This window comes from Caulobacter sp. DMC95 (genome assembly GCF_056313785.1).
The window spans coordinates 20,731-36,290 of the sequence record NZ_JBQUZP010000010.1; the positions used below are offsets into that span (position 1 = coordinate 20,731).

The window sequence follows — 15,560 nt, forward strand, 5'->3', positions numbered from 1 at the left end:
TCGGCCTCAGGGAATAAGCAGCACGCGGCCGACGGCCTGGCGGCTTTCGATATAGGCGTGGGCGGCGGCGGCTTCGGAGAGCGGGAACGTGCGGTCGATGACCACCTCCAGCTCGCCGCGCGCCGCCTTCTCGATCAGGTCCTGGATCATGTCGTGGACGCGGTCAGTCATGATCTCGGCACCCAGGAACACACCGGTCAGGCTGCGATTGCCGCCCATCAGCGAGCCGACATCGACCTTCATGGGCTCGCGGCCGGCGTTGCCGACCAGCGAGACGCGTCCCCGATAACCGAGCGCCGCCAAGCTGCCTGGCAGCGTCGCGCCGCCGACAGGATCGACGACCAGGTCGACGCCCTTGCCGCCGGTCAGCTTCATGACCTGCTCGACCAGATCATCACGACCGTAGTTGATCCCGTGATCCATGCCGAATGGCTTCAGACGCTCAAGGCGCTCGTCGCTGGACGCCGAGGCCAGAACCGTCGCGCCGGCCTGTTTGGCCAGCTGGATGGCGGCGAGGCCCACGGCGCCCGCGCCGGCCTGGACCAACACCGTCTCGCCGGCCTTCAGGCGGCCTGCGCCGAACAGACATTCGTGCGCCGTACCGAAGGGCACCGGAATGGCGGCGGCCTTGTGGAGGTCAAACCCGTCCGGAATCGGCCAGGCGTTGCGCGCCGGAACCGACCGCAGTTCAGCATGCGAGCCGAAAGCGTTCACCGTCACGACCTTCTGGCCGACCTTGAGATGCGAGACCTCGGCGCCGACCTCGACGATCTCGCCCGCAGCCTGATAGCCGACAATATGCGGACTGCCCGCCATCTGGCCGCCGCCGCGATTGAGGGTGTCGCCCCCCTCGATGCTGACGGCCTCAACGCGAATGACCACGCCCTGGGCATGGCAAACCGGATCGGCCACGTCCTCATAGCGGAGCACGTCCGGCGCGCCGGTTTCGTAGTAGACAGCCGCCTTCATCAGTCTCTCCCTCCATTCCCGTTACCGATCTCCCCGGCGAAGGCCGGGGTCCAGATCGAGATCGGGCCTCTCCTCGTTAAGGCCGGGGAGAACGGCGCGAGCCCCCAAACGGCTCAGGATGTATCTGGGCCCCGGCGTTCGCCGGGGAGATCGGACTATTTCTTGGGATCCACCAAGGCGTCGTAGACGAGCTTGGCGCTATCATCGTCGATGTCCTTGATCGCCGGATCACCGCCCTTGTTGAGGATGTGGATCATGCCCAGGAAGAACAGGTCGTTCTTCGGGTCGATCCAGAACCAGGTGCCGGCCGCGCCGCCCCAGCTGTAGGTCCCCTCGCCTTGCGGCCCCGCCTTGGCGCTGTCGAGCACGACCGCGAAATCGAGGCCGAAGCCGCGACCGCGCGCAGTGTTAAACGGCGGCTCCCTGGAATTCATGATCGCATCGCTCAGCGCGTTGGTGCGCATCAGCTTGACCGTCTCCGGCTTCAGGATGCGGGCGCCCTCAAGCTCGCCACCGTTCAGCAGCATCTGGGCGAAGCGGGCGTAGTCGGCGTTCGTCGAGACCAGACCGCCGCCGCCAGAGGCCATCACCGGCGGCTTGCTGATGTCCAGCACCATGAAGCCATCCGCCGGAACGAGTTTGTTGACCTTGGGGCTCCAGAGATAGAGCGACGCCAGCCGGTCCGCCTTCTCGGCGGGCAGCCAGAAGCCGGTGTCCTTCATCTTTAGCGGGTCGAAGATGCGGGCCTTCATGAAGTCGCCCAGCGACATCCCGGTCAGCTTCTCGACGATCAGCCCCTGGATATCGACGGCGATGCTGTACTTCCAGCGCTGGCCCGGTTGATCCACCAACGGGATCTCGGCGATCGCTTTGACGAAGTCATCACGCGAGCGCGCGCCCAGCACCTTGTCGGCATAGGCCTTGTCGAGCGGGTTGTCGGGAACAAGACCGTAGGCGAAGCCCGCCGAATGGCTCATCAGTTCGCGCATGGTGGGCGGGCGATCGGCGGGAACCGTCTGAAACGACCCATCCGCATTGACGCCCTTGTAGACCGTAAGGTTGGCGAACTCGGGAATGTATTTGCTAACCGGATCGTCCAGCTTCCACTTGCCCTCCTCAAAGAGGATCATCATGGCGACGCCGGTCACCGGCTTGGTCTGCGAATAGATCCGGAAGACTGTGTCCTTGGTCATGGGCGGGCCGTCGAAGCCCTTCTTGCCGTGAACTTGGAAGTTCACGACCTTGCCGTGGCGCACCAGCATGGTGGTCACGCCCGGCAAATGGCCCTTGTCGACAAGGCCCTGCATGTGCGCGTCCAGTTTCTTCAGCCCCTCGGCTGAGAAGCCTGCGCTCTCGGGCGAAGCGGCGACGATGGCGGGCGCCTTGGTCTCCGCCCAGGCCGCCGGCGCTCCACCCGCCAGCAGCATCGCGACCGCACTGGCCGCCACCCATTTCCGGAACGCCAACCCAACCTCCCAAACAATTGTTTGAGGGACCTTAGAGTGACGCCTCACAGGTTGGAACCCGCTTTTTCCAACGCACCGTCGCTACCCCACGGTTAAGTTTAATTCATGTGCGCCCGGGTTGATCGAACAGGGTTCTTGTATATTTTTTACTGCACAAGGTATTACGAAATACACAGGTTTCAGCCAGCCATGGCCACGCTCGACAATCTCACTACGCTCTACCGAAACGTCACCCGACTGTCCGGAAACGCCCCCCTTCCCACCTCGGTGCAGGCCCAGCTGTCGATGATGGCCAATGGCGTCGACGCAGGCCGCAACGGTCAGGTCGCCGATCCTTGGTCGTACGCCTCGGCGGTCCAATGGATCTACGACAGCGCCAAGACGACGACCCAGGTCGCGGCCCTGTCGTATGGCTTCCTCGCCGACATCACCTTGGGCCGCGCGGGTCTGGACTATCTGGTGTCTCCCGCGGGCGGCAATCCCAACAACCTCAACAGCGCCTACTACGCCGACTTCAACTTGGAGAACCGCTACATCAACTTCGCGGTCAACCTCGTCAAGCACGGCGAGGCCAAGCAGAACTTCATCGACGCCTACGGCGCGTCGGGAACCGCCTACGACACCTTCCGCAAGGCGTACGCCAAGCTCTTCGGCGTCGAGAAGTCGATCGACGACGTGATCCATATCCTGGCCGAAGAGATCCCGAACGGCCGTGGCGGCGCCTATACGCGCGGAGAGTACTTCGCCGAACTCGGCGGCGACGGCGGCAATGGCCTCGGCACGCGGGCGGCGATGGTCGGCTGGCTGATGGCCGAGGCGGTCAAGGCCAACAAGGGCCCCTACGTCGAGGCGGTGCACGCCTATCTCGCCGACATCGGGATCGACGGGACCGCCTCCCCGCTCTCGGTGTTCATCTCGGCCTATGGGCCCGGCGGCGACTACGCCAAGGGCGGCGCTTCAGATCCGGGCTTGCCCGGCGAACGCGCCAGTTACGCCCATGACTGGAACGTCGATGTTTCCAAGACCGAGGGTCAGGACGTCCATGTGCTGGCCACGGAGGGCAACGACATCCTCAAGCCGATCGTAGCCGACAAGGGCGGACTGGACGCCGGACGCTACATCCGCACCGGCGGCGGCAACGACATCGTCCGTGCTGACAATGGTCCGATGCGCGGTCATATCGACACCGGAACCGGCAACGACATCATCTTTGTCGAGCAATTCGACGGTCGGATCACCACCGGCGACGGCTATGACTCGGTCGATGTGGGCTCCTTCGCGAGCGTCTACATGGCGGGCGGCAAGGTCTCCGATATCGCCGTCATCGAAGACTTCCAGAAGGGCCGTGACTTGCTCAGCTTCGCGGGCGTCATTGGTCCAGGCGAGAAGAAACAGCTCTTCTTCATCACCACGGCCACCTTCGACGACGCCCTGACGGCCTATGCGGGCATGACCGCCGCCAACAGCAACACCGTCTTCGAATGGAACGGCGACACCTACGTCTTCCATCAAAACAGCGTGGCGGGCCTGGATGCGGGCGATGGGCTGATCAAGCTGGCCGGCGTGACGGGGCTGACGGTCGGACGCGCCAACGGCGCTGGGGACATCCTCTTCGCGGCCTAGAACTTCAGCCCTTCCAGGTCGCGCAGGAGCTCCCCTCGCCTTGCGGCGGGGGAAGCTTTCTTTTCTCAGCGGGACGCCGTCGGCTTGGCGGGGGCCTTGGCCGAGACCTGGACAGGCGGAGGAGGCGGCCGCTCCAACGCCTGGTAGACCAGGGTCCGCGATTGGGCGTCCAGACCCGGGCCAACACCGCCGAGCCGCTGGATCATACCGACGAAGAACAGGTTGTTGGCCGGGTCGATCCAAAACCAGGTGCCTGCGCTGCCGCCCCAACTGACAGTGCCGGGGCCAACTGGCGCACCGGACGCTGCGGGGTCGATAGCGACCGCCATATCGATGCCGTAGCCCATACCGGCCGCGAACGGAAAAGGCCGCGCCGCCGGCGCCAGCACGCCTGTGGTGCCATTGGTGGTGACCACAAACCCTTCGGGCAGGTGGTTCTGGGTCATCAACGCCACGGTTTCCGGCTTCAGAATCCGCACACCGTCCAGCTCGCCCTTGTTCAGGATCATCTGGGCGAAGCGGGCGAAATCTCCGGCGGTCGAGACCAGTCCGCCCCCGCCTAACGGCGCCGCCGGCGGCTTACTGACGTCGCGCCATGCGCCTTCGATGGCGGGGACCAGTTGTCCGGTGGCCGGATCAGCATCGTACAGCGCCGCAAGACGGGCCTGCTTCTCCTCGGGGACGTAGAAGGCAGTGTCCTTCATGCCCAGCGGCGCGAAGATGCGCTCCTGCATGAACACCGGCAGGCTCTGACCCGACAGCCTCTCGACGATGTAGCCCTGGATGTCGGCCGCCACGCTGTAGCGCCACAGCTGCCCGGGCTCGGCGAACATCGGCAGGCCCGAGACCTTTTGCACAAGATCGGTCAGCGACGCCGACTGCAGGACTTCGGCCTGATAATAGGCCTGGTCGGCCGGGCTGCTAGGGTCGTTGGCGAGGCCATAGGCGAAGCCCGCTGTGTGCGTCAGCAGTTCGCGCATGGTCGGCGGCCTAGACACCGGCGTCAGGATCGGCTGACCGGCCTCATCGACGCCCTTGGCAACACGCAGGTTGGCGAACTCCGGCACGTGCAGACTGACCGGATCGTCCAGCCGCCAAAGACCCTGCTCATAGAGGATCATCATGGCCACGCCCGTGACCGGCTTGGTCTCTGAGCGGATGCGGAAGATCGCGTCCATCGGCATCGGATCGCCACCCAGCACCCGGCGTCCGAAGGCCCGCGCCTGAACGACCCGTCCGTGGCGCGCCAGAACCGTCACGCCGCCGGCGATCTGCCCCCGATCGACCATGCTCTGCATGTGGTCGTCGAGACGCTTCAGCCGTTCGGCGCTGAAGCCGCCCTCCTCCGGCTTGGCCTTCGGTAAGGCCAGCGCCGGCGTCGCGGCGACAGCCGCGCAGCCGAAGACGCCGGCCATCAGGCTCAACGCGCGGCGACGCAGCCGTCCGATCCTCATTTGGGCCGGAACCGCTTGTTGGTGGCGAAGCCCTTGGGAACCAGCTTGCCGGCCCCGGCGCGACGGCCGACCCATTCCTTCCACTCGGCCCAATCCCGGCGTCGTCCGGCGGTGTCGATCCAATAGGCTCCGGTCTCGGCGTTGAACGACAGGCCGTCGCGCAGACCGCCTTCGCGATAGGCCTGCAGCTTGACGCCCTTGCCGCGTGGCATTTCCGGCAGCTCTTCCAGCGGGAAGATCAGGATCTTGCCGTTGTCGCCGATCACCGCCAGCTGGTCGCCGACGGCTTCCAGGCAGAAGGCCGCGCCTTCGGCGCCGACGTTCAGGACCTGCTTGCCGGCCTTGCGGTTGGCCAGGGCTTCTTCCTCGGGCATCAGGAAGCCATAGCCGCCCTTCGAGGCCAGAATGCGTTTGCGACCGGCCTTGAACGGGAAGACGTCGATGATCTTCACCTTGTCGTCCAGCTCGATCATCATCCGCACCGGCTCGCCATGACCGCGCGCGCTAGGCAGCTTGTCGCAGCCCAGCGTGAAGAAGCGGCCGTCGCTGGAGAAGATCAGCAGCTTGTCGGTGGTCTCGGCCGGGACCAGGAAGCCCAGCTTGTCGCCTTCCTTGAACTTCAGCTCGGACGGGTCGTCGATCTTACCCTTGGCGGCGCGGATCCAGCCGCGCTCGGACAGGATGATGGTGATCGGCTCGCGGACGATCATGGCCTCGATCGCAGCGTCGGCGTCGACTTGCGGGGCCTCACCGAACACCGAGCGACCGGTGACACCCGTGGGGCGGGCCTTGTCCAGCGGGTGCTTGATCTTGAGCAGCGTCGCGCGGACTTCGGACAGACCCACGCCCACCAGCTTCCACTGCTTGGCCTCGCTGGCCAGCATGGCGAGAATGCCGTCGCGTTCCTCGACCAGTTCGGCGTGCTCGCGACGGATCTCCATCTCCTCAAGCTTGGCCAGTTGGCGCAGGCGGGTGTTGAGGATGGCGTCGGCCTGAATGTCCGACAGCGCAAAGGTCTCGATCAGCTTTTCCTTCGGCTTGTCCTCATAGCGGACGATCCGAATGACCTCGTCGAGGTTCAGATAGGCGATCAGCAAGCCGTCCAGGATGTGCAGACGGGCTTCGATCTTGGCCAGGCGATGACGGGCCCGGCGGGTCAGCACCTCGCGGCGGTGGGCCAGGAAGGCCATCAGGGCCTGCTTCAGGCCCATCACGCCCGGCGTGCCGCGCGCGTCCAGCACGTTGATATTGACCGGGAAGCGGCTCTCCAGGGCGGAGAGCTTGAACAGGCTCTCCATCAGCACTTCGGGCTCGACGTTCTTGGACTTGGGCTCCAGGACCAGACGGATGTCCTCGGCGCTTTCGTCCCGCACGTCGCCCAGGAGCGCGGCCTTCTTGCTGTCGATCAGGTCGGCAAGTTGCTCGACCAGATCCGACTTCTTCACCTGATACGGGATCTCGGTGACGACGATCTGGTAGGTGCCGCGCCCGGTGTCTTCCTTCTCCCACTTGGCGCGCATGCGTACGCCGCCACGACCGGTCTCGTAGGTTTCCAGCAGCGAGGCGCGCGACTCGACGATGACACCGCCGGTCGGGAAGTCCGGACCGGGAACCTTTTCCAGAAGGTCTGCGGTCGTCGCGTCGGGATTGGCCAGCAACAGCTGGCAGGCGTCGATCAGCTCGGCGGCGTTGTGCGGCGGGATCGAGGTGGCCATGCCGACCGCGATGCCCGACGAGCCGTTGGCCAACAGGTTTGGGAAACCCGACGGCAGCACGACGGGCTCTTCGTCCTGGCCGTCATAGGTGGGGCGGAAGTCGACGGCGTCCTCGTCGATGCCGTCCAGCAGAAGCGTCGCCGCTTCCGTCATCTTGCATTCGGTGTAGCGCATGGCCGCAGCGCTATCGCCGTCGATATTGCCGAAATTCCCCTGCCCTTCGACCAGCGGGATACGCTGGCTGAACTCCTGGGCCAGACGCACCAGCGCGTCATAGATCGAGGCGTCGCCGTGCGGGTGGAAGTTACCCATCACCTCGCCGACCACCTTGGCGCACTTACGCGCTGCGGCGTCGGGGTTCAGGCGCATGTTGCTCATCGCGTAGAGCACGCGGCGGTGCACGGGCTTGAGGCCATCGCGCACGTCGGGCAGCGCCCGCGAGCCGATCGTCGACAGCGCATAGGCCAGATAGCGCCGCGACAGCGCCTCGGTCAGCGGCTCGTCGAGAATGCGGTCGCCGTCGTCAGGGCCGCCGGGGGGAGGAAGGACAGGCTTGTTCATCGAGGGGATTCGTTACTCCGGGGAAAGAGCCTAGCAGAAATCCCCTCGATGATTCGAGCGGTCAGGCCCTGACAATCCCCGTCTTTCCAGCTTCCGCCGCCCATTTCGCGCGGGTCGACAGCTTTCCGTCCCGGCGCGTGACCGCGTCCAGCACCTTGAACTCGGTGACGAAGGCCTTCGGCGTCACATCGCAGATCGCATAACCGCGCTGGGCGTTGTTGAACTTCAGCATGGGACTGGCCTTCTGGATCGCGGCCATGTCGTTGCGCTGGTCGGTGCCATCACCGCCCGAACTGATCGAGGTGACCACGAACTCGGAGGCGAGCGGCCCACCCTCCGGCTTGGCGCCGTCGAGGTACACGTCGCCGGCATAGTTCTGGTGTTCGTCGCCCGTCAGCACCACCACGTTACGCACCTTGCGGTCGCGGATCTCGTTCAGAAGACGGGCGCGCGGCGACCGATAGCCGCCCCAACTGTCGAGATTGTAGCCGACCTCCGGGCCAGACTGCCGATCAAGGTCCATCAGCATGACTTGCTGGGCCAGCACATTCCAGGTGGCCTTGGAGCCGCCTAGACTGTCGTAGAGCCACGCCTCCTGTTCGGAGCCCAACACTTGCGCCGCGGGATCGTCGACGCCTGCACAGGTCGTCCCATAACGATCGTCACAAGGCTGCGGACTGCGGAACTGACGGGTGTCGAGCAGGTTCAGGTCCATCAGACCGCCGAACGCCGCGCGGCGATGGATCCGCAGCGACGGCCCCGAGGGGAAGCTCGCCGCGCGCATGGGCATATTCTCGTAAAACGCCTGGGCGGCGGCTTGTCGACGCAGGAGGAAGAGCCTGGGATCAACGCCGTCCTGGTCATGATCGGCGACCCAGTTGTTGTCGACCTCGTGGTCATCCCACACCGTAAACCACGGGGCGGCCGCGTGAGCCGCCTGCAGGTCGGTGTCCATCTTGTACTGGGCGTAGCGGCGACGGTAGTCGTCGAGACTGTAGATCTCGCCGCCGAAATGCTGGCGTACGTTTTCCGTCGGGCCGTCGGCGCTGTTCCAGACCCGGTTGCCGCGATACTCGTAGATGTAGTCGCCGTAGCAGAACACGAAGTCCGGCGCCTCGGCGGCCAAGCGACGGTGAGCGGTGTAAAAGCCCTGCTCATAGTGCTGACAGCCGGCGACCGCGAAACGGACCCGGTCCACCGTCGCGCCCAGGGCCGGCGTGGTGCGCGCTCGACCGGTCAGGCTCCGCTCACGGCCGGCGATGAAGCGGTACCAGTAGTCGCGACCCGGCTGCAGGCCGCTGACCTCGACATGGACCGCGTGCCCAAGCTCCGGCGGCGCGATCGCGCGCCCCTTGGCGACGATGTTGCGCATGTTGGGCGCGTCACCGACTTCCCATTCGACGGCGACCGGCGCGGACGGCATGCCGTAGCCGATCTCCAGCGGCTCCGGCGCCAGGCGCGTCCAGATCACGAAACCGTCCGCCGACGGATCGCCCGACGCGACGCCCAGCTGGAACGGGTAGGTCGAGAAGACGGCCTGGGCCAGGGCCTTGCCGCTCTCCACCGGGATGGCGAGCGCGGTGACCGCCGCGCCGCCGAAGACGGACAGCAGACGGCGACGGCTGAGGGCGTAGCGATCAAGGACAGACATCGTGCGGCTCCGAAACTTTTGTTCCGCGATAAACCGCATTTGTGACGCTTCTCAAAGTCGTCCCGCGTCAGTCAGGCGATCCAGAAGCCAAAGCCGCGCCGGTGGCAGCGGTCTGTTCAACGGCCCGAACACGAACTGCTCCAGAAAATGACCGGTGATGTCGAGGCCAGCCTTGACGTCGCCTTCCGCCAGACCGCCCTGCGAGGACAGCAGGAACGGCGGCAGCGGCAACAGCTTGTCATGATACGGCTTGCCCGCCTCGCGGCTGACGGCGCGGCCGGTGCGCGGACTGACATAGACGAGATCGTCGAACGTTCCCGTCGCCGCGCATTTCGACAGGTCCAGGCCAAAGCCAAGCTCCTGCAGCAGCCCCGCCTCGTAACGGACATAGACCGCCGGCCAGATCTCGGGGATTTCCAGCACGCGGATCAGCGCTTCCAGGGCGTGAAAGGCCCCAGGATGGGCCTCCCTCTCGGGCAGGGCTGAAGCTGCGACGGCCGCCGCCGCCGACAGACCCGCCAGCGCCAGCCGATCGTCAAACAGGCTCGAAGGCCCCTCGCCCATCGGCTCCAGGCTCGCCGAGCCCAGTTGCCCCTCGACCCGGGCGCGATAGCGGGCGATGACCCGTGCGCCGGGCTGCAGGAAGGGCTTCATCCGCCGCGACGCCGCCCCGGCAACGTGGGCGGCGACCTTGCCCCGCGCCTCGGTCAAAAGTTCGACAATGGCTCCCGTCTCGCCGTGCGAGCGGGCCGAGAGGACATAGGCTTCGTCCTCCCACTCCAGGCTCAAGCGGGCGTTCCCCAGGCCACGACCTTTTCCAGGACGGGCCGCCAGGCGGCCTCCACCGGCAGACCGATCACATCGCGCAAAGTCGCTTCCAGCTCATCGACCGAGAGGTCGCGCTGCTCGACGACCGCGCCGGTGACGTCGCGGTGCGTGAAGCGGTTGTTCTTCAGCGCATAACGCGCGGTCTGCGTCGTGCGCCCCACCGTCATGCTCCAGGTGAAGTGCGAGCTGGGGTGGGTGTAGGTGTAGAAATTGGCCTGCTCGTAGTCGACCTCGGCCCAGGCGCCCTGCGACACCTGATAGAGCGGCGCCCAGCGGCCCGACAGATCAGCCTGGACCTGGCGCTCAGCAACGCCGTTGGTCTGCGTATCGACAATACGGAACTTGCCGTGCGGGCTGTCCTGGACCTCATCCGAGAACAGGCGCAGCGGCGCGGTCAGCACGCAGCCGCCGAAACCGGCGTCGGCCAGCCAGGTCTCACCATCAATCGTTACGCCCAGCACCTGGTGCGAGCGCGGGCGCGGCGGCGCGCCTTCCGGCGCCATCCACAGGACGCGCGCCATAAGGCCTTCAACCTGAAAGCCCAGCGCCTGCAGCACACGCTTCATAAGCCCGTTCTGCTCGTAGCAATACCCGCCTCGCCCCGCTTCGATCAGCTTGGCGTCGACCTCGGCCGGGACAATACTGATACCGCGCCCCAGCAGCACGTCGAGGTTCTCGAACGGGATGGCGTCCGGGTGGCGGAAGGTGATGGCGCGCAGCGTATCCAGAGTCGCCTCGCGCGGGCCGTCATAGCCGATCCGCCGGAAATAGGCGTCCAGATCTACGGCCGGCGCCGGCGCGTCAAACATCGAAGTCCAGGCCGATGTCGCTGAACAGCCCCCGCTCCTCGGCCCAGTTTTCCTTGACCTTCACGTGCAGGAATAGGTGAACCTTGCGGTCGAGGATGTCGCACAGCTCCTCGCGCGAGGCCTGGCCGATCCACTTCAAGGTCTGGCCGCCCTTGCCGATGACGATGACCCGCTGGCCTTCGCGTTCGACCAGGATGGTCTGCTCGATCCGCACCGAGCCGTCCTTGCGTTCCTCGAAGGCGGTCGTCTCGACAGTCGCCGCGTAGGGCAGCTCTTCGTGGACGCGCAGATAGACCTTCTCGCGGGTGATCTCGGCGGCCAGCAAGCGGGCCGGCAGGTCGGCGGTCTGGTCTTCCGGATAGAGCCAGGGGCCTTCGGGCATCAGCGAAACGAGCTTGGCGGTCAGGTCCTCGACGCCCGCGCCGGTCGAGGCGCTGATCATGAAGACGTCGCTGTAGACGCCGGTGTCGAAGAAGTCCTTGGCCACGGCCAGCAGGGTATCGCGCTTGATCCCATCGATCTTGTTCAGCGCCAGGATGACCTTGCGGTCGGCGGCCTTCAGGCCCTCGATGATGGTCTGGACGTCCTGGGCCGAGCGGTACTCGCCGGGCGTGGCCTTGTCGGCGCGGCTGGCCAGCTCGGCCTGCACGTCGACGAGGTGAACCGTGGCCTCGGCCTCTTCGGAGCCGGCCCACGCGGCGCGGACCATGGCGCGGTCCAGGCGGCGGCGCGGGCTGAAGATCCCGGGGGTGTCGACGAGGACGATCTGGGTGTCGCCCTCGATGGCGACGCCGCGCACGGGGAAGCGGGTGGTCTGGACCTTCTGGGTCACGATCGAGATCTTGGCCCCGACCATGCGGTTGACCAGGGTGGACTTGCCGGCGTTCGGCGCGCCGATGATGGCGGCGAAGCCGGCCTTCGTTTGGGAGGTGGTTTCAGTCATTGCGCGTGCGTGTAGCACCGATGGGGGTTCGACGGTAGCGAGGGGCTTCAATCGACTTGAGAGGCGGACGTTCGAAGGGGGTGTTGAGGGTGGAAGTCTGACAGGCCGCAGGCCCCCACCTGACCGCTTCGCGGTCGTCCGCCCCCAGAGGGGGCAGAAGGTGCGCTTCCTTCTTCCCCCCATTGGGGGAGGAGCGCCGAAGGCGCGGAGGGGGCTAGTATGGGTCGCAAGTCGCCTGCAGCGCCACCATTTCAATCGGACCCCACGCGCCTCACCCCAGCGCGAACCTAGCCCGCCCCTTCACGCTCCAGCAGCGCTTTCGCGGCGGCCTTTTCGGCCTCCTGCCGCGACTTGCCCTTGGCGATGGCCGGGTCGACGCCGACGACAGTGGCTTCCACGGTGAAGACCGGCGCATGGTCGGGACCCGTGCGGTCCAGCACGCGGTAGGTCGGCAGCGGACGCCCCTTGCCCTGGGCCCATTCCTGCAGCGCGGTCTTGGCATCGCGCGGACGCCCCTCGCCCGCCCTGTCGAACTCATCGCTCCACAGATCGAGGAACACCTTGCGCGCCGCCTCAAGTCCGCCGTCCTGATAGAGGGCGGCCATCAGAGCCTCGGTGGCGCCGGCCAGGATCGAGTCGGTCTCGCGGCCGCCGATCTTGCTGGACGAGGCCGACAGGCGCAGGGCCGGACCCAGCTCAGCCTTGCGGGCGACGCGGGCGCAGGTTTCGCGGCTGACCAGGGCGTTGAGGCGCGGCGCGAGCTCGCCTTCCTTTGCTTTCGGGAAGCGCTCCGCGAGGGCCTCGGCGGCCAGCAACCCCAGCACGCGGTCGCCGATGAACTCCAGCACCTCGTTGTCGCGGACCTTCTTAGCCCCGTCGCCAACGCTGGCGTGCGTCAGGGCGCGTTCAAGCAGTTCGCGGTCCTTGAAACGATGGCTGATCCGGCGCTCGAGGTCGCCGACGGCGGCGACCCGTCTATCCATGGTGCAAGATCACTTCAGCACGTGGAAGAAGCGGCTGGGACGCGCGTTCAGGAACCAGGTCCAGGGCTTGAACAGGCTGGCCTCGGCGTTCCACGACAGCAGGATGATCTGGGCGCGGCCCACGAGGTTCTCGGCCGGCACGAAGCCGACGCCGATCTCGTCGCCGATATACTGATCCAGCTCATAGTCCCACTTGCAGGCGCTTTCCTTGTAGGGCGAGACGCCCGGGTCAAAGCGGCTGTCGGCCGAATTGTCGCGGTTGTCGCCCATGAAGAAGTAGCAGCCGGCCGGGACAGTATAGACGCCCGTGTTGTCGCCACGGCTGTCGGGGCCGAAATCCTGGATGTTGTAGGGGCGGCCCTCCGGATTGGTTTCCTGGAAGCGCTGCACCTGCTGGGTGAAGCCATAGCCGGTGTCGACCAGGGCCGGGGCCTGGGCCTTGCGCGGCAAGGCCTTGCCGTTGATGTAGACCTCGCCGCCGCGGATCTGGACCTTGTCGCCGGGCATGCCGATCAGGCGCTTGATGTAGTCGGTGCGATTGTCACGCGGCAGCTTGAACACCACGATGTCGCCCCGCTTGGGCGCACGATCGAAGATGCGACCCTTGATGATCGGCGGGCTGAACGGGATCGAGTGCTTGCTCCAGCCGTAGCTGAACTTCGACACGATGATGTAGTCGCCCTGATAGAGATTGGGCTCCATCGAGGCCGACGGGATCGTGAACGGCTGGAACAGCAGCACCCGCAGCACTAGGGCGATGCCCAGCGCATAGGCGACAGTCTTGACGATCTCGATCAACTCGGCGATCGCGCCCTTCTCTTCGGGCGGCGTGAAGTCGTCGGCGGCGTCGGTCATGCGGTCGCGGGGCTCTTCGAACGGGGTTACCGGCAAACCGGCTCGGCTTTGCTAGACGGGCTTGGCCGGACGGGCAAGTCCGGCGCGTAGCCAAGCTTCATGGCGAGGTTTGGGCCGCCGCGTCAAACGTCCTCGGGCAGCAGGCGAATCTCGACCGTTCCACCGGCCTCATAGACCGGGTTGCCGTCCAGGCACGTCTCGGCGTCGGCGAGGCTTTCTGCAGCGATCCGGATGAAGCCCGTCAAGTGCGCCGACACCGGCCCCGGCGCGCCAGCCTTCCGACAGCAAACGCCTTCACCGATGGCGCTGCCGCCGCGCAAGCGGCCGGCATTGCCTAGCCCATCGAAATAGGCTTCCCAGTCAGCTGTACGCTCCTCGCCACCGTCGCCGTGCATCAGCAGGATGTAGTCGGCCATGGCAGGCTCCTTCAGCGCTTGGGCAGGGCCTCGATGATCACGAAGGCCTGGGCGTAGGGGTGGTCGTCGGTCAGGGAAAGGTGGATCACCGGTTCCATGCCCTCGGGCACCATGGCGTTCAACCGCTCCAGCGCGCCGCCGGTCAGGGCCATGGTCGGCTTGCCCGAAGGCAGGTTGACCACGCCCATGCCCGCCAGATGCACGCCGCGCTTCAGGCCCGTGCCCAGGGCCTTGGAGCAGGCTTCCTTGGCCGCAAAGCGCTTGGCGTAGCTGGAGGCGCGATCGGGTTTGCGCTCCGACCGCGTCCGCTCGATCTCGGTGAAAACCTTGTTCGTGAACCGCTCCCCGAACCGCTCCAGCGATTTCTCGATTCGCCGGATGTCGCAGAGATCCGAGCCGATGCCGATGATCACGCCAGGACCTCAAGCTCGACGCGCGCGGCGTCCATCAGCGACCGCATGCGGTGGATCGCTTCGGGCAGGCCGACGAAGATCGCCTCGCCGATCAGGAAGTGGCCGATATTCAGTTCGGCGATCTGCGGGATGGCGGCGATCGGCTTGACGGTGGCGTAGTCGATCCCGTGTCCGGCGTGGACCTCGAGGCCGAGGTCATGGGCCAGGGCGGCGCCGGCCTTCAGGCGCTGCAGGATCGCTGCGGCCCGCGCATCCTCGCCCGCCCGCGCCGCGTCGCAATAGGCGCCGGTGTGCAGCTCGACGACCTGAGCCCCCGCCGCTGCCGAGGCGCGGATCTGGTCGGGATCGGGCTCGATGAACAGCGAGACTCGCGCGCCGACGGTGCGCAGCCGCGCCGTGGCGTCGGCGATCCGCTTCTGCCCCTTGATGACATCGAGGCCGCCCTCGGTGGTGACCTCCTCGCGCCGCTCGGGGACGAGGCAGGCCGCGTGCGGCCGGGCGTTCAGGGCGATACCGACCATCTCCTCGGTGACGGCCATCTCGAAGTTCAGGGGCTTGCCGCGCTTGTGGCAGAGGTCCGTCAGAATGGCGATGTCGGCGTCGCTGATGTGACGGCGGTCCTCGCGCAGGTGGGCGGTGATGCCGTCGGCGCCGGCGACCAGCGCCAGCTCGGCCGCGCGCACAGGCTCTGGATACGAAGCGCCGCGCGCGTTCCGGATCGTGGCCACGTGATCGATGTTGACGCCCAGCCGCAAGCTCATGCGCTCAGGTCCTCCTGCCTTCCTCGGCAGGGTTACTCCCGCAGGCGCGCAAAGCCTAGAGCCGTGCGCCTCACTTGGGCAGATGAGGTTTCGCGCCCGGACGGCCCTCGCCC

At 66.3% G+C, this 15,560-nt stretch carries 14 protein-coding genes; 1 reads left to right on the forward strand and 13 read right to left on the reverse strand.

Annotated features, from left to right (window positions below; genetic code table 11):
• Positions 1–6: 6 nt before the first annotated feature.
• On the reverse strand, positions 7–969 hold the full coding sequence (locus ACT53N_RS18590) for a quinone oxidoreductase family protein (RefSeq protein ID WP_476065275.1): 963 nt from the start codon (positions 967–969) through the stop codon (positions 7–9).
• Positions 970–1,124: 155 nt separating this feature from the next.
• Positions 1,125–2,435 (reverse strand): serine hydrolase domain-containing protein, encoded by a 1,311-nt coding sequence (locus tag ACT53N_RS18595; protein WP_476065276.1) that lies wholly within the window; start codon positions 2,433–2,435, stop codon positions 1,125–1,127.
• Between the two features lie 189 nt (positions 2,436–2,624).
• Between ACT53N_RS18595 and ACT53N_RS18600 the strand changes: the two genes are divergently transcribed.
• Positions 2,625–4,058 (forward strand): hypothetical protein, encoded by a 1,434-nt coding sequence (locus tag ACT53N_RS18600; RefSeq protein ID WP_476065277.1) that lies wholly within the window; start codon positions 2,625–2,627, stop codon positions 4,056–4,058.
• Positions 4,059–4,123: 65 nt separating this feature from the next.
• Here the strand turns inward: ACT53N_RS18600 and ACT53N_RS18605 are convergent, their stop codons facing one another.
• From ACT53N_RS18605 to ACT53N_RS18655, 11 genes are all read right to left on the reverse strand, one after another.
• Positions 4,124–5,512, reverse strand: coding sequence for a serine hydrolase domain-containing protein (locus tag ACT53N_RS18605; RefSeq protein WP_476065278.1), 1,389 nt, complete (start codon positions 5,510–5,512; stop codon positions 4,124–4,126).
• Positions 5,509–7,788 carry a DNA topoisomerase IV subunit A gene (gene parC / locus ACT53N_RS18610; RefSeq protein ID WP_476065279.1) on the reverse strand — a complete coding sequence of 760 codons (2,280 nt, stop codon included), beginning with the start codon at positions 7,786–7,788 and terminating at the stop codon, positions 5,509–5,511. Before parC ends, ACT53N_RS18605 begins: the two co-directional genes overlap by 4 nt.
• Positions 7,789–7,849: 61 nt before the next feature.
• A complete protein-coding gene (locus ACT53N_RS18615; RefSeq protein WP_476065280.1) occupies positions 7,850–9,439 on the reverse strand; it encodes an alkaline phosphatase D family protein in 1,590 nt (529 codons plus the stop codon).
• A gap of 51 nt (positions 9,440–9,490) precedes the next feature.
• Positions 9,491–10,222 (reverse strand): DNA repair protein RecO, encoded by a 732-nt coding sequence (gene recO, locus ACT53N_RS18620; protein ID WP_476065304.1) that lies wholly within the window; start codon positions 10,220–10,222, stop codon positions 9,491–9,493.
• A gap of 2 nt (positions 10,223–10,224) precedes the next feature.
• A complete protein-coding gene (locus tag ACT53N_RS18625) occupies positions 10,225–11,076 on the reverse strand; it encodes an arylamine N-acetyltransferase family protein (RefSeq protein WP_476065281.1) in 852 nt (283 codons plus the stop codon).
• Positions 11,069–12,019: a GTPase Era gene (era, locus tag ACT53N_RS18630; RefSeq protein WP_476065282.1), complete on the reverse strand. Its 951-nt coding sequence runs from the start codon at positions 12,017–12,019 to the stop codon at positions 11,069–11,071. Before era ends, ACT53N_RS18625 begins: the two co-directional genes overlap by 8 nt.
• Before the next feature lie 287 nt (positions 12,020–12,306).
• A complete protein-coding gene (gene rnc, locus ACT53N_RS18635) occupies positions 12,307–13,002 on the reverse strand; it encodes a ribonuclease III (RefSeq protein WP_476065283.1) in 696 nt (231 codons plus the stop codon).
• Between the two features lie 9 nt (positions 13,003–13,011).
• Entirely contained in the window at positions 13,012–13,857 is an 846-nt protein-coding gene (gene lepB, locus ACT53N_RS18640; protein WP_476065284.1) for a signal peptidase I, read from the reverse strand.
• A gap of 122 nt (positions 13,858–13,979) precedes the next feature.
• Positions 13,980–14,273, reverse strand: coding sequence for a hypothetical protein (locus tag ACT53N_RS18645; protein WP_476065285.1), 294 nt, complete (start codon positions 14,271–14,273; stop codon positions 13,980–13,982).
• Between the two features lie 11 nt (positions 14,274–14,284).
• Complete coding sequence (gene acpS / locus ACT53N_RS18650; RefSeq protein ID WP_476065286.1) at positions 14,285–14,686, reverse strand: holo-ACP synthase; 402 nt, start codon at positions 14,684–14,686, stop codon at positions 14,285–14,287.
• Positions 14,683–15,447 carry a pyridoxine 5'-phosphate synthase gene (locus tag ACT53N_RS18655; protein ID WP_476065287.1) on the reverse strand — a complete coding sequence of 255 codons (765 nt, stop codon included), beginning with the start codon at positions 15,445–15,447 and terminating at the stop codon, positions 14,683–14,685. Before ACT53N_RS18655 ends, acpS begins: the two co-directional genes overlap by 4 nt.
• Between the last annotated feature and the right edge of the window lie 113 nt (positions 15,448–15,560).

Bases quoted from the DNA above. Each gene is read 5' to 3' on its own strand.
- ACT53N_RS18590 (WP_476065275.1), bottom strand. From the start codon at position 969: ATGAAGGCGGCTGTCTACTACGAAACCGGCGCGCCGGACGTGCTCCGC.
- ACT53N_RS18600 (WP_476065277.1), top strand. From the start codon at position 2,625: ATGGCCACGCTCGACAATCTCACTACGCTCTACCGAAACGTCACCCGA.
- ACT53N_RS18605 (WP_476065278.1), bottom strand. From the start codon at position 5,512: ATGAGGATCGGACGGCTGCGTCGCCGCGCGTTGAGCCTGATGGCCGGC.
- parC (WP_476065279.1), bottom strand. From the start codon at position 7,788: ATGAACAAGCCTGTCCTTCCTCCCCCCGGCGGCCCTGACGACGGCGAC.
- ACT53N_RS18615 (WP_476065280.1), bottom strand. From the start codon at position 9,439: ATGTCTGTCCTTGATCGCTACGCCCTCAGCCGTCGCCGTCTGCTGTCC.
- ACT53N_RS18625 (WP_476065281.1), bottom strand. From the start codon at position 11,076: ATGTTTGACGCGCCGGCGCCGGCCGTAGATCTGGACGCCTATTTCCGG.
- era (WP_476065282.1), bottom strand. From the start codon at position 12,019: ATGACTGAAACCACCTCCCAAACGAAGGCCGGCTTCGCCGCCATCATC.
- rnc (WP_476065283.1), bottom strand. From the start codon at position 13,002: ATGGATAGACGGGTCGCCGCCGTCGGCGACCTCGAGCGCCGGATCAGC.
- lepB (WP_476065284.1), bottom strand. From the start codon at position 13,857: ATGACCGACGCCGCCGACGACTTCACGCCGCCCGAAGAGAAGGGCGCG.
- ACT53N_RS18645 (WP_476065285.1), bottom strand. From the start codon at position 14,273: ATGGCCGACTACATCCTGCTGATGCACGGCGACGGTGGCGAGGAGCGT.
- ACT53N_RS18655 (WP_476065287.1), bottom strand. From the start codon at position 15,447: ATGAGCTTGCGGCTGGGCGTCAACATCGATCACGTGGCCACGATCCGG.